Origin of the sequence: Streptomyces sp. NPDC096176 (genome assembly GCF_044763255.1) — a bacterium.
GTDB lineage: Bacteria > Actinomycetota > Actinomycetes > Streptomycetales > Streptomycetaceae > Streptomyces.
Map to the genome: position 1 here is coordinate 49,357 of NZ_JBIWFV010000011.1, position 14,477 is coordinate 63,833.

9 protein-coding genes are annotated in these 14,477 nt (G+C 69.7%); 7 read left to right on the forward strand and 2 right to left on the reverse strand.

What is annotated here, in order from left to right; genetic code table 11:
• Positions 1–57 precede the first annotated feature (57 nt).
• Positions 58–1,542, forward strand: coding sequence for a M1 family metallopeptidase (locus ACIQ7Q_RS26945; protein ID WP_403867280.1), 1,485 nt, complete (start codon positions 58–60; stop codon positions 1,540–1,542).
• Positions 1,543–1,712: 170 nt separating this feature from the next.
• A complete protein-coding gene (gene hflX / locus ACIQ7Q_RS26950; protein WP_403867283.1) occupies positions 1,713–3,203 on the forward strand; it encodes a GTPase HflX in 1,491 nt (496 codons plus the stop codon).
• An 87-nt stretch (positions 3,204–3,290) separates the two neighbouring features.
• On the opposite strand, the gene ACIQ7Q_RS26955 is transcribed toward hflX, so the two are convergent.
• On the reverse strand, positions 3,291–4,460 hold the full coding sequence (locus tag ACIQ7Q_RS26955; RefSeq protein WP_403867286.1) for a trypsin-like serine peptidase: 1,170 nt from the start codon (positions 4,458–4,460) through the stop codon (positions 3,291–3,293).
• A gap of 303 nt (positions 4,461–4,763) precedes the next feature.
• Positions 4,764–5,939: a trypsin-like serine peptidase gene (locus ACIQ7Q_RS26960; protein ID WP_403867289.1), complete on the reverse strand. Its 1,176-nt coding sequence runs from the start codon at positions 5,937–5,939 to the stop codon at positions 4,764–4,766.
• 326 nt (positions 5,940–6,265) lie between these two features.
• On the opposite strand from ACIQ7Q_RS26960, the gene ACIQ7Q_RS26965 reads away from it, so the two are divergent.
• The 5 genes from ACIQ7Q_RS26965 to ACIQ7Q_RS26985 all read left to right on the forward strand — a co-directional run bounded on the left by ACIQ7Q_RS26965 (position 6,266) and on the right by ACIQ7Q_RS26985 (position 14,414).
• Positions 6,266–7,672 (forward strand): diaminobutyrate--2-oxoglutarate transaminase family protein, encoded by a 1,407-nt coding sequence (locus ACIQ7Q_RS26965; RefSeq protein ID WP_403867293.1) that lies wholly within the window; start codon positions 6,266–6,268, stop codon positions 7,670–7,672.
• 138 nt (positions 7,673–7,810) lie between these two features.
• Positions 7,811–9,556 carry an IucA/IucC family protein gene (locus ACIQ7Q_RS26970; RefSeq protein ID WP_403867296.1) on the forward strand — a complete coding sequence of 582 codons (1,746 nt, stop codon included), beginning with the start codon at positions 7,811–7,813 and terminating at the stop codon, positions 9,554–9,556.
• Positions 9,557–9,596: 40 nt separating this feature from the next.
• A complete protein-coding gene (locus ACIQ7Q_RS26975) occupies positions 9,597–10,337 on the forward strand; it encodes a GNAT family N-acetyltransferase (RefSeq protein ID WP_403867299.1) in 741 nt (246 codons plus the stop codon).
• 299 nt (positions 10,338–10,636) lie between these two features.
• Positions 10,637–12,406 carry an IucA/IucC family protein gene (locus tag ACIQ7Q_RS26980; protein ID WP_403867733.1) on the forward strand — a complete coding sequence of 590 codons (1,770 nt, stop codon included), beginning with the start codon at positions 10,637–10,639 and terminating at the stop codon, positions 12,404–12,406.
• 37 nt (positions 12,407–12,443) lie between these two features.
• On the forward strand, positions 12,444–14,414 hold the full coding sequence (locus ACIQ7Q_RS26985; RefSeq protein WP_403867302.1) for an ATP-dependent DNA helicase: 1,971 nt from the start codon (positions 12,444–12,446) through the stop codon (positions 14,412–14,414).
• The last annotated feature ends 63 nt before the right edge of the window (positions 14,415–14,477 follow it).

Genomic DNA, 14,477 nt, shown 5'->3' on the forward strand with positions numbered 1-14,477 from the left:
TCGCCCGGCGGCGCGTGCCGCCATGATCATCGCGGAGGGCGCTGGTAGCCGTGGGGCATGCTGCACACCTCCAGGCGCCGACTGCGTGCCATCCTGCTGGCCGCTGCGTCGGCCACCCTCGTCGCCGCTGCCCTTCCCTCGCCGGAACCGCTCGGCATCGGCGACAGGCTCTTCCCCGAGCTGGGCAATCCCGGTTACGACGTTCTCGAATACGACATCGCGCTCACCTATGAAGGGCGCAATGACAAGCCTCTGGAAGCCGTCACGAAGATCGATGCCTATGCGACGCGTGGCCTCGACCGGGTGAACCTCGACTTCACCCATGGCACCGTCCGCTCGGTCATGGTGAACCACACCCCCGCCGACTTCACCACAGCCGGCGAGGACCTCGTCATCGATCCGCCGGCGAACATCCCCGCGAACTCCCGGATGGAGATCGCCGTCACCCACACCAGCGACCCGCGCGGCCCGAAGGACGCCGGCGGCTGGGTACGGACCGGCGACGGTCTGGTGATGGCCAATCAGGCGGACGCCGCCCACCGTGTCTTCCCGTCCAACGACCACCCCTCCGACAAGGCGTACTTCACCTTCCGCGTCACCGCGCCGAAGAGCATCACCGTGGTGGCCAACGGCCGCAGGCTGGCCAAGGCAGAGGCCGGCGACAAGGCCTCATGGGTGTACCGCACCGGTCACCCCATGGCCACTGAACTGGCACAGGTCTCCATGGGCCGCTCGACCGTCGTGGAGCGCCAGGGCCCGCACGGACTGGCCCTGCGCGACGTCGTGCCCACCGCGGAACGCGGTGAGCTGGAGCGCTGGCTGAAGAAGACACCCGACCACATCACATGGATGGAGGAGAAGGTCGGCCGCTACCCGTTCGAGACGTACGGCGCGCTGATCGCCGACGCCGACACCGGATTCCAGCTGGAGACGCAGACCCTGTCGCTGTTCGAGCGCTCCCTGTTCACCACGGGCGCCTACCCCGAGTGGTACGTGGACTCGATCATGGTTCACGAACTGGCCCACCAGTGGTTCGGCGACAGCGTCACCCCCCGCAGCTGGTCCGACCTGTGGCTGAACGAGGGCCACGCCAGCTGGTACCAGGGGCTGTACGCCCACGAGAAGGGCAAGCAGCCGCTGGAGACGCATATGCGCGAGGCCTACGGGCTCTCCGACGGCTGGCGGGCGGCGGGCGGACCGCCGGCGGCCCCCAAGGCGCCCGTCCCCGGACAGAAGCTCAGCATCTTCCGGCCGGTGGTCTACGACGGCAGCGCACTGGTCCTCTACGCCCTGCGCCAGGAGATCGGGAAGGCCGCCTTCGAGAGCCTGGAGCGCGCATGGGTGCAGGAGTACCGGGACGCGACGGCGAGTACCGAGGACTTCACGCGACTGGCATCGAGCGTCGCGGGGCGTGACCTCTCGGCGTTCTTCAAGGCGTGGCTGTACGGCAAGAAGACACCGCCGATGCCCGGCCACACCGACTGGCGCAGCAAGCCCGTCGAGGACCGGAAGGAAAAGGCCGGGAAGACCTCGAACCGCTGAAAATCGTGGTGATGGTCCCGGCGCCCACGTGCGACCATCAGCGGGTCGGCGCCACTGCCGGGACCGGGCCCTCGCGGGAATCATCCGGGACCGTCACGCGTTGACCCACATACCAGAGCACTCGCACGCGCATCCCGTCGTGCCGCTCTTCATCTCTACGTAGGGATCCAATGACCTCCTCTTCATCCCCTTCCCAGGAACAGCAGAGCTTCGCGGACACGCGCACAGAGAGCCTTCGGGCCGATGCCCTGATGGAAGAGGACGTCGCCTGGAGCTACGAGATCGACACCGAGCGGGACGGCGAGCAGTTCGACCGCTCCGAGCGTGCCGCGCTGCGGCGCGTGGCGGGCCTTTCCACCGAGCTCGAAGACGTCACCGAGGTCGAGTACCGGCAGCTGCGCCTGGAGCGCGTCGTGCTGGTCGGTGTCTGGACCACGGGGACGGTGCAGGACGCAGAGAACTCCCTCGCGGAGCTGGCGGCCCTCGCGGAGACAGCGGGCGCCCTGGTGCTCGACGGCGTCATCCAGCGCCGCGACAAGCCGGACCCGGCCACCTACATCGGCTCGGGCAAGGCGCAGGAGCTGCGTGACATCGTGCTCGAGTCCGGGGCCGACACCGTCGTCTGCGACGGTGAGCTCAGCCCCGGTCAGCTGATCCACCTCGAGGACGTCGTCAAGGTCAAGGTGGTCGACCGGACCGCCCTGATCCTCGACATCTTCGCCCAGCACGCCAAGTCCCGAGAGGGCAAGGCACAGGTCGCGCTGGCGCAGATGCAGTACATGCTGCCCAGGCTCCGCGGCTGGGGTCAGTCGCTGTCCCGGCAGATGGGCGGCGGCGGCGGTGGCGGCATGGCCACGCGTGGTCCCGGTGAGACCAAGATCGAGACGGACCGGCGGCGGATCCGCGAGAAGATGGCGAAGATGCGCCGTGAGATCGCGGAGATGAAGACCGGCCGTGACATCAAGCGTCAGGAGCGCCGCCGCAACAAGGTGCCTTCGGTCGCCATCGCCGGTTACACCAACGCCGGCAAGTCGTCCCTGCTCAACCGTCTCACCGGCGCCGGTGTCCTGGTGGAGAACGCGCTGTTCGCCACTTTGGACCCGACCGTCCGGCGGGCGGAGACGCCGAGCGGTCGGCTCTACACCCTGGCCGACACCGTCGGCTTCGTACGGCACCTGCCGCACCACCTCGTCGAGGCCTTCCGTTCCACGATGGAGGAGGTCGGGGACTCCGACTTGATCCTGCACGTGGTCGACGGATCGCATCCCGCCCCGGAGGAGCAGCTGACCGCCGTGCGCGAGGTGATTCGCGACGTGGGCGCCCTCGACGTGCCCGAGATCGTGGTGATCAACAAGGCGGACGCGGCCGATCCGCTCGTGCTGCAGCGGCTGCTGCGCATTGAGCGGCATGCGATCGCGGTGTCCGCACGGACCGGCGCGGGCCTCGACGAGCTCCTGCAGCTGATCGACACCGAGCTGCCGAGGCCGCAGATCGAGGTCGAGGCGCTCCTGCCCTACACCGAGGGCGGACTGGTCTCGAGGGTGCACGCCGACGGCGAGGTGATCTCCGAGGAGCACACCACGGAGGGCACGCTGATCAAGGCACGGGTCCACGAGGAGCTGGCCGCGGCCCTGTCTCCGTACGTGCCCGCGGCGCACTGACGCGGACGTCCCCGACACCGCACGGCGAAAGGCCCGTCCCCTTCCAGGGGCGGGCCTTTCGCCGTGTGCTCGTGCGAAGGCGTGTGCTTACCGCCCGGCGAACTTGTCGCTCATCATGGTGTAGATCTGCTGGGCGCCCTCGTCCAGCCGCGGCCCTGCCAGCCAGCCCGAAGTGACCGGGCCGATCGAGGTGTTGGACACGAGCGCCAGCTTTCCGTCGGGCTGCTCCGCGAACCAGCCGCCGCCGGAGGAACCGCCGGTCATGGTGCAGCCGATGCGCCACATCGTCGGCGTGCCGGGAGCGATGGAGAGCCATCCGGGACGGTCCACGCACTTGTGCATGAGCGCTCCGTCGTACGGCGGCGCGGCCGGGTAGCCCCAGGCGCCCATGGCGCTGATGTCCTTCGCCTCGGGAGCGTCGAAGTCGATGTCGAGGGCGACACCCACGGTCTCCTCGAGGGACTTGGTGCCCTTCTCCGGCTTCACGTGCATCACGGCGTAGTCGTACGGTGCCCCGGTGCCACCCGTGGGGCCGCCCTCGTCGATCCACTCACCCGACGTCGCGACCCAGTCGGCCCAGTAGACGCCGTACGGGGCGATCTCGTGCGGCTGCGCGTTCTCCAGCGCGGCCGGGGACTTGCCCTGGTCGTTGTAGGCGGGGACGAAGGCGATGTTGCGGTACCAGCCGCCCGCCTTGCCCGCGTGCACACAGTGGCCCGCAGTCCACACCATGTTGGACTTGCCCGGGTTCTTCGGGTCCTTGACGACGGTGGCGGAGCAGACCATCGAGCCCTCGGGGGCGTCGAAGAAGACCTTGCCGACCGGGGCCGCGTTCTTGTGGTACGGCTTCTTCTCCGGCTCCGCCCGGACCGGGCGCGGCTCCGGGTCGGTGACGTCCTGGTCGCCCGAGATGTCGCCCGCCGTCATCGTCTTCGCCGGGGCCTTGGCCGTGGTCATCCGCTCGGGCTTCCACAGCCCCTCGATCACCGGATTGACGAAGTCCTGCGCCTCACGCAGCCACTTGTCCTTGTCCCAGTTCTTCCACTCGCCGTTCTTCCACTTCTCCGGGTCGACACCGTGCTCCTTGAGCTTGTCGGCCAGGTCCGCAGGAAGGGCGGAGTCACCGTTGCCCGTGCCGGGGCTGGACGCGGCCGGCTTGTCGGTCGCGCTGTTCTCGCTCGGGCCGCAGGCTGTCGCCGTGAGGGCGAGAGCCGAGACAAGGCCGGCGGCGGCCAGCAACGGACGTATGGATCGCATGAAAACGATTCCCCCTGAAGTGCTTCACGTACTTTCGAAACGTGCCAGGAGCGTGCTCTGTCCGTGCGCGCTGTGCGCACGTCGATACGCGGCCCGGCGATTTGCCATGAACGTGTCATGACAAAGGCGGCCTCCCGGGCCGCCCTCGCGTGCGGCACCACTCTAGGCCGATGCGCGGACGATCGGCCGACTCGGGGCCTCAACTGCACGGAGTCTCCACGAGGATGAAGAACAGGGGCCCTCGACGGATCCGCCGAAGGCCCCTTGCACGGTCACTCGCTGCGGACCCCGGGCGCCCGAGTCCTACTGACCCGAGAACTTCTTGCTCACCGCGGTGTAGACCCCCTCGGCTTCCTTGCCGAGTCGCGGACCGGCCAGCCAGCCGGCCGTCACCGGGCCGATGGACGTGTTGGACACCAGGGCGGGCTTGCCGTCCTGACCCTGGGCGACCCAACCGCCGCCGGACGAACCGCCGGTCATGGTGCAGCCGATGCGGTACATGGTCGGCTCCTCGGCCTTGAGGGAGAGGCGGCCCGGCTTGTCGGCGCACTGGAAGAGCTTCTGGCCGTCGTACGGCGGAGCGGCGGGGTAGCCGGTGGCCGTCATGTTCTGAATCTTCGGCACGGCCGGGGCGTCGAAGTCGACCGGCAGGGCCGTACCAACCGTCTCCTCCAGCGATTTACCCGTGCTGCCCTTCTCCGGCGTCACATGGATGACGGCGAAGTCGTACGCCGCGCCCTGACCGCCGGTCGCGGCGCCCTGGGAGATCCACTGGTCGGAGGTCTGGGCCCAGTCGCCCCACCAGACACCGTACGGAGCGATCTCCTCCTTGGGAGCCTTCTCCAGCTCGGAGGTCTCCTTGGCGCCGTTGTTGTACGAGGGGACGAAGGCGATGTTGCGGTACCAGCCGCCGCTCTTACCGGCGTGCACGCAGTGCCCGGCGGTCCACACCATGTTGGACTTGCCGGGGTTGGCGGGGTCCTTCACCACGGTCGCCGAGCAGACCATCGAACCCTGCGGACCGTCGAAGAAGACCTTGCCGGCCTCGGCGGCGTTCGCGTGGTACGGGGCCTTCACGGCCTGCGCGTCGACCGGGGCCGGCGTGGGGTCGGTGACTCCGTCGTCCCCCGAGATGTCGTTGTCGACGGGCTTCTCCGGCGGCTTCTCGGCGTCCCGCATCCGGTCCGGGTCCCACAGGTCTTCGATGATGGGATTGACGAAGTCCTGGGCCTCACGCAGCCACTTGTCCTTGTCCCAGTTCTTCCACTCGCCGTTCTTCCACTTGTCCAGGTCGATCCCGCGCTCCTTGAGCCGGTCCTTGAGATCGTCCGGGATGGTGATCTTGTCGTTGGCGGACTGGCTCGCTGGAGCACTCGGCTTGTCGCCTGCGTTGTCCTCGCTCGGGCCGCAGGCGGTGGCAGCCAGCGCGAGCACAGCGGCCATCGAGGCCGCTGCCAGCGTCGGGCGAATGGGTCGCATCTCTTGATCCCCCTGGGACTTCGGTGCTGCTGAACTGATGAACTGTCGGAATGGTGCAGGAACTTCTGGAACGAGCAAGGTCCCTGCCCGCACCGCTGGAGCTCGGAGCCGGGTGCGGGCCCCCACTATGCCGGTGCCGATGGGGACGGCATGCAGCAGGTCGGCGGTTCCCCGGCCGCAAGGATCTTCCGTTTGCCCGTGATCCCCGGCTCCCCGCGTCGTTGGTACGTGCGGGAAACACAAGGACAGCGTTCAACGCCGGTGCGCGGCACGGAAGTGCCCTCCCGATGTGCAACGCAACTGTGACAGCGGGAGGACCAACAGCCGTGGCCGTGACGGAACCTGCTCCGGGGGCGCCCACCGCAGCTCACGAGGGGATTCTGCGCAGGCAGTCGCTCCGCGAATCGGCGGCCCGCACCTATGCGCGCTCCCTGCCCATCGTTCCCGTACGGGCCAGAGGGCTGACGATCGAGGGTGCCGACGGCCGGCGTTATCTCGACTGTCTCTCGGGCGCGGGCACTCTGGCGCTCGGACACAACCACCCCGTCGTCCTCGAGGCGATCAGGAAAGTCCTCGACTCGGGTGCGCCCCTGCACATCCTCGACCTGGCCACCCCTGTCAAGGACGCCTTCACCACCGAGCTGTTCGCCACCCTTCCGGGACCGCTGGCCGAGGATGCGCGGATCCAGTTCTGCGGCCCCGCGGGCACCGATGCCGTCGAGGCGGCCCTCAAACTCGTCAGGGCGGCGACCGGCCGCAGCGGCCTGCTGGCCTTCACCGGCGCGTATCACGGGATGACGGCCGGGGCACTTGAAGCTTCGGGCGGCGCCACCGACGTCCGGGTAACCCGCCTGCCTTTCCCGTACGACTACCGCTGCCCGTTCGGGATCGGCGGCGAGCGCGGTGCGGAACTCGCCGCCCGCTGGACGGAAAGCCTGCTCGACGATCCCAAGAGCGGCGTCCCCCGGCCGGCCGGGATGATCCTCGAACCCGTACAGGGCGAGGGCGGCGTGATTCCGGCGCCCGACGCGTGGATGCGCAGGATGCGCGCCCTCACCGCTTCCCGATCCGTCCCGCTGATCGCCGACGAGGTGCAGACCGGAGTGGGACGCACCGGAACCTTCTGGGGAGTCGAGCACAGCGGCGTGGTGCCGGACGTCATGGTGCTGTCCAAGGCCATCGGCGGCTCCCTTCCGCTTGCCGTCATCGTGTACCGCTCGGAACTGGACGCGTGGCAGCCCGGTGCCCACGCCGGCACCTTCCGCGGCAACCAACTCGCCATGGCCGCCGGTGCGGCCACCCTTGCCTACGTGCGCGAGAACCGACTGGCCGAGCGGGCCGCGACTCTCGGCTCGCGCATGCTCGCCGGTCTTCAGGGCCTCTCCGCGACGCACCCGTGCATCGGGGACGTCCGCGGCCGGGGCCTCATGATCGGCGTGGAGCTCGTCGATCCGGACCGCGCGGACCCGGATGCGCTGGTCCCTCCTCCGGCACCCGAACTCGCGGCAGCCGTGCAGCAGGAGTGCCTGACCCGGGGCCTGATCGTCGAACTCGGCGGGCGGCAGGCCGGTGTCGTGCGCCTGCTCCCTCCCCTCACGATCACCGATGAACAAGCCGTGGCCGTCCTCGACCGCTTCGCCGACGCGCTGGCCGCCGCAGAGCGCTGCGCCCCCAGCGGCTCGGCATCCCACAACTCCGCAGACCGCCGCAGCGGCACTCGGCAGTCGCACTGACCACTGACCCCGGACAACGTCTCAAGGAAGCCTCCCGTGAACCCCACTCCCGCACCCGACGCGCCTGAGTCCTCAGGCGGCACCAACGGCCACCACCGCAGACAGGGTGGAGCGAGCGGCCCTCTCACGATGGAGTCGATGACGGTCCCCCGTCAGTCCGGTCGCCTCGATCACCTCGACGATCCGGACCCACACCGCGCCGCGGACCTGGCAACCGTGGAGAACCTGCTCCGCTGCTGGGTGCGGGAGAACGACATGCCCCGGCCGGAGGGGGGAGTCCTGCGCATCCCCCTCGAGGCCAGCGGCACCGCGCTACTCGTCCCCGTCCACTACTGGTCGGCCGCCGGATGGCACCGCTTCGGGCCGCCCGCCCTGCACGGCAGCCCGCACGGGGCCACCCGCGCAGACGCCGTGACCGTCGCCGCGCTCCTCGGTCGCGAAGCCGGCCACGGCGACGGAGTGGATCTCGTCGCGAGGGTCGCCGACTCCGTGCGCCGTACGGCCCAGTTCGTCGCCGACCGGCGTGACCGCCCCACGGCCCCGACCGAGGCCGACCTCTTCCTCACCGCAGAACAGTCGCTGCTGCTCGGCCACCCGCTGCACCCGACGCCCAAGAGCCGTGAAGGACTCACCGAGGCCGAAACCCGCAACTATTCACCCGAGTTGTACGGCTCCTTTCCGCTGCACTGGATGGCTGTCGACAGGTCCGTCCTGGCCGCTGAATCGGCATGGACCGAACAGGGCCGCGTCGTCCCCGCGGAACAGCTCACCTCACGACTGGCGGGACACCTTCCGGTCCCCGGCAACGCCGTTGCCCTGCCCCTGCATCCCTGGCAGGCCCAGGACATCAGGCACCGACCCGCTGTCTCCGCTCTCCTGAGCGCCGGCCTGTTGCACGACCTCGGCCCGCATGGCGATCGCTGGTACCCCACATCCTCCGTCCGTACGGTGCACCGGCCCGGCGCCCCGGCCATGCTCAAACTCTCCCTCGGGCTGCGCATCACCAACTCCCGGCGCGAGAACCTTCGCAAGGAACTCCGCCGAGGCGTCGAGGTCCACCGGCTGCTCCGCGCCGGCCTCGCCGAGCAGTGGAGGGCGGCCCACCCCGGATTCGACATCGTGCGCGACCCGGCATGGCTCGCCGTCGACGCCCCCGACGGGGAACCGCTGCCCGGCCTCGACGTCATGCTCCGCCACAACCCGTTCGGCCCGGGGGACGATGCCGTCTGCGTTGCGGCGCTGACGGCACCGCGGCCATGGCCCAGGCGGGTGGGGATGCACTCGCGCCTCGCGGCAACGGTCGAGCGGCTCGCCGCCCGCACCGGCAGGCCCGCCCCAGCCGTGGCCACGGAGTGGTTCCTGCGCTACCTCGACCACGTCGTGCGCCCCGTGCTCTGGCTGGATGCCACAGCCGGTGTCGCCCTCGAGGCCCACCAACAGAACACGCTTGTGCTGCTCGACCCCGAAGGCTGGCCCACGGGTGGCCGCTACCGGGACAACCAGGGCTACTACTTCCGCGAGTCACACCGCGGGCGACTCGACGACCGCCTTCCTGGCATCGGCACCCACAGCGACACGTTCGTACCCGACGCCGTCACCGACGAACGGTTCGCCTACTACCTCGGAATCAACAACGTGCTCGGCCTGATCGGCGCCTTCGGGGCGCAGCGGCTCGCCGACGAGCGCGTCCTCCTCGCGGCGTTCCGGCAGTTCCTGGCATCGGCGGCGGGCATGGGGTCCCCGCTGCCCCGCCAGTTGCTGGAGACGCCCACGCTGCGCTGCAAGGCCAATCTGCTCACCCGACTCCACGGTCTCGACGAACTCGTCGGCCCCGTCGACACCCAGTCCGTCTACGTCACCATCGCCAACCCCCTTCGTTCCTGAGGCACCAGGATCTGACCGACTGCGAGAGGAGAGCGCCGCTGTGCCGCCCACCGATGCGTACACCGAGAGCGGACACGGTCCCGCGCCCCGGCCGGGAGGAGGCGCGGAGGACACCCTCGACCTACGGCTCCCCGGGGGTTTCCTGGCGCTGATCCGCGACGGGGAACTCGCACCCTCCGGGCAGCGCCCCACAGGCGAGGCCACCACGGGCGACCTGCTGGGCAATGTCGGCGATTGGGGGCAGGCGGTTACGCCCGTCGGAGCCTTCCAACTCGTCCCCGTGGCCCTCGAGCGTGATCTCGCCGTGATCACGCGCTGGATGAACGATCCAGCGGTGGCCGCCTTCTGGGACCTGTCGGGACCAGACTCCGTCACCGCCGCCCACCTGTGCGCCCAGCACGACGGCGACGGCCGCAGTATCCCCTGCCTCGGCGTCCTGGACGACGTCCCCATGAGCTACTTCGAGCTCTACCGGGCCGATCTCGACCCGCTGGCCCGCCACTATCCCGCGCGCCCCCAGGACATCGGCATCCATCTGCTCGTGGGCGGCGTCGCAGACCGCGGCCGCGGCGTCGGCTCCGCTCTTCTTCGAGCTGTCTCCGATCTCATTCTCGACAATCGGCCCCGGTGCACGCGCGTCATCGCAGAGCCCGACCTACGCAACACCCCCTCCGTTTCCGCGTTCCTCCGCGCCGGCTTCCGCTACTCGGCCGAGCTCGACCTGCCCGACAAACGGGCCGCCCTCATGGTCCGCGATCGCGCCCTGCGGAACCTGCTGTGAACCACCCGCTGTCATCCATACACCGCTCGATCCGTATCGGTTCCCTGCGAGGAGTCATCGTGCCGAAATCTCCCGCCAGCCACGGCTCCACCGGCTCCACTCCGACCGACCAGACCGACCAGACCGACCAGACCGACCAGACCGACCGGACCGACCGCCGACCCGGCCCGGCCGACGCGTCCCACGACGCCTCCGACCACAGCCCCGACGCCCTTGGCCGGCCGGCCGCCGTGCCCTTCACCCCGCCCGGTCTCAACCACCGGAACTGGGACCGGGCGGCTGCCCGCCTTCTGGCCAAGATGCTCGGCGAATTCGCCTACGAGGAGATCATCGAGCCGGTCCGGGTCCCGGCTCCGACGGATTCCTCCGCCTCGGAGCCGAACACAGTGCACGCCGGAGCGGCGGCGCAGGGCGACCTCTACACCCTCCGGATCGACGACACAGGCGTCCTCACCTTCCGAGCTCGCCGGGGCGCCTACGGAAGCTGGCGCATCGCCCCCGACTCCGTCGAGTGCGAAGGCCACCGCTTCACCGACCCGCTCGCTTTCCTCGCCCGCGCGAGGGAACTGCTCGGCCTCGACGGGGCGACCCTCGGTCATCTGCTGCGCGAAATGTCCCTCACCCTCACCGCCGACACCCGGCTCGCGGACACCGCACTGACCACCCCGCAGCTCGCCGATCTCGGCTACGCCGACATCGAAGGCCACCAAACGGGCCACCCGTGGCTGGTCCTGAACAAGGGACGCATCGGTTTCTCCGCGACCGACACGGCTCAGTGGGCTCCTGAAGCCCGCCGTCCCGCACGCCTCCCCTGGATAGCGGTCTCCGCCGGCCTCGCGGCCTACCGAGGCGTCCCCGGACTCGCCGATGCCGAGGACCTCTACGGCCGCGAGCTCGACGCGCCGACCCGAGAGGCCTTCGACGCCGTGCTGCGCGACAGCGGCCTGGACCCCGCCGCGTACCTGTACCTTCCGGTCCATCCGTGGCAGTGGGACGAGGTGCTGCTTCCCCTGTACGCGCCCGCTGTGGCCCGTGGCGAGATCGTTCCGCTCCCCACCGACGGTGATCTGCGGCTGCCCCAGCAGTCCATCCGGACCTTCGTGAACGTCGACCGGCCCGAGCGCCACACGGTGAAACTGCCGCTGTCCATCCTGAACACACTGGTCTGGCGGGGTCTGCCCACCGAACGCACGCTCGCGGCCCCCGCCGTCACCTCCTGGGTGCATTCCCTGCGGGACGCGGATCCCTTCCTGCGCGACCAGTGCCGGGTGATCCTGCTCGGCGAGGTCGCCTCCGTGACCGTCGAGCATCCGCTGTACGACCGCCTCCCCGAGGTGCCGTACCAGTACAGGGAACTGCTGGGCGCCATCTGGCGCGAACCGCTCCAGCCCCGCCTCGACGCCGGTGAGCGGGCTCGCACCCTTGCCTCCCTTCTCCACACCGACCCGCAGGGGCGCGCCTTCACCGCCGAACTGGTCAGCCGGTCCGGCCTGAGTCCCACCGTCTGGCTTCAGAGGCTCTTCGCGGCACTGCTTCCGCCGCTGCTCCACTTCCTCTACCGCTACGGCACGGTCTTCTCGCCCCACGGCGAGAACGCCATCGTGGTGTTCGACGACCACGACGTCCCCGTCCGCCTCGCGATCAAGGACTTCGTCGACGATGTGAATGTGAGCGCCCAGTCGCTGCCCGAGCACGCCTCGATGCCCGACGACGTGCGACGCGTCCTCCTCACCGAGGAGCCGGACTTTCTCACCCAGTTCATCCACTCGGGGCTCTTCGTGGGCGTGTTCCGCTATCTGGCGCCGCTGTGCGACGAGCAACTCGACGTGCCCGAGGAGCAGTTCTTCTCGCTCGTACGGGCGGAGATCCTCCGGCACCAGGCCCGCTTCCCCGAGCTCAAGGAACGCTACGAAACGTTCGACCTCCTCACTCCGCGTATCGAGCGGCTGTGCCTCAACCGCAACAGGCTTCATCTCGACGGATACCGGGACCGCCCCGAGCGCCCTCACGCGGCCGTCCACGGGACGGTCCCCAACCCCTTGGCACCGGCCCCGTGCCGCGACGCGTGATCCCGATGTCGGTGGCGACCCGTAGGCTGGTCGCGCTATGACGAAGCCATCCCTCCCCGAGCTCCTCCACTCCGCCGTGACCGCCGTCGGCGGAGTGGAGCGACCAGGCCAGGTCTCCATGGCCGAGGCTGTGGCCGAGGCCATCGACGACAACTCCCATCTGCTGGTGCAGGCCGGGACCGGCACCGGCAAGTCCCTCGGGTATCTCGTCCCGGCTCTGGCCCACGGCGAGAGGGTCGTCGTGGCGACAGCCACCCTCGCGCTGCAGCGTCAGCTCGTGGAGCGTGATCTTCCCCGGACGGTGGAGGCCCTGCATCCGCTGCTGCGCCGACGGCCCGAGTTCGCGATGCTCAAGGGCCGGTCGAACTACCTCTGTCTCCACCGGCTGCACGAGGGCATGCCGCAGGACGACGAGGACGGCCTCTTCGACCAGTTCGAGGCCGCGGCGCCCACCAGCAAGCTCGGCCAGGACCTCCTGCGTATGCGGGACTGGGCCGACGAGACGGAGACGGGCGACCGGGACGACCTGACGCCCGGCGTCTCCGACCGTGCCTGGAACCAGGTCTCCGTCTCCTCGCGCGAATGCCTGGGCGCTTCCAAATGTGCTTACGGAGCCGAGTGCTTCGCCGAGATGGCACGTGAGCGCTCCAAGCTCGCGGACGTCGTCGTCACCAACCACGCACTTCTCGCGATCGACGCCATCGAGGGCGCGCCGGTGCTGCCGCAGCACGAGGTGCTGATCGTCGACGAGGCGCATGAACTGGTGTCGCGCGTCACGGGTGTGGCGACGGGAGAGCTCACACCGGGCCAGGTCAACCGTGCGGTCCGCCGAGTCGCCAAGCTGGTCAACGAGAAGGCCGCGGACGCCCTTCAAACGGCCGCCGAGTCCTTCGAGCGGCTCATGGAGCTCGCCCTGCCGGGGCGTCTCGAGGAGATCCCCGAGGATCTGGGGTATGCGCTGATGTCGCTGCGGGACGCGGCACGCACCGTGATCAGCGCGCTCGGTTCCACCCGTGACAAGTCGGTCCAGGATGAGGACGCCGTGCGCAAGCAGGCTCTGGCCGCCGTCGAGAATGTCCATGCCGTTGCCGAGCGGATCACCATGGGCTCCGAGTACGACGTGGTCTGGTACGAGCGGCACGACCGTTTCGGAGCGTCGCTGCGCGTGGCACCGCTCTCGGTGTCGGGCCTGCTGCGCGAGAAGCTCTTCGCGGAGCGGTCCGTGGTGCTGACCTCCGCCACGCTCAAACTCGGCGGCGACTTCAACGGCGTGGGGGCCTCCCTGGGTCTCGCGCCCGAGGGCAGCGGAGGAGAGGACGTCCCCCCGTGGAAGGGGCTCGACGTCGGGTCGCCCTTCGACTATCCGAAGCAGGGCATCCTCTACGTCGCTCGCCACCTCGCCACGCCGGGGCGTGAGGGTTCCCGGGGCGACATGATGGACGAGCTCGCCGAGCTGTTGGAGGCGGCGGGCGGGCGGACGCTCGGTCTCTTCTCCTCGATGCGGGCGGCCCAGGCCGCCGCGGAGGAACTACGCGGTCGCCTCGACATGCCGATCCTGCTGCAAGGCGAGGAGACGCTGGGCGAGTTGATCAAGACGTTCGCCGGGGATGCGGAGACGTGTCTGTTCGGCACGCTGTCGCTCTGGCAGGGAGTCGATGTGCCAGGGCCCGGCTGTCAGCTGGTCGTCATGGACCGGATTCCGTTCCCGCGACCGGACGACCCCTTGATGAGCGCCCGCCAGAAGGCGGTGGAGGAGGCGGGTGGCAACGGGTTCATGGCCGTGGCCGCGACGCACGCCGCGCTGCTGATGGCCCAGGGGGCCGGCCGGCTGGTGCGTGCCACGGGCGACCGGGGCGTCGTCGCCGTGCTTGACCCGCGGCTCGCCAACGCCCGCTACGGCAGCTATCTGCGAGCTTCGCTGCCCGACTTCTGGTACACCACGGACCGCAACCAGGTGCGCCGGTCTCTGGCCGCCATCGACGCCGCCGCGAAGCAGGAGGGCAAGTAGCCGCTGGCTCGGGGGCAGGCTGGGGCCACCGTCCGCGCTTCGCACAGAATGCACCCGGACATG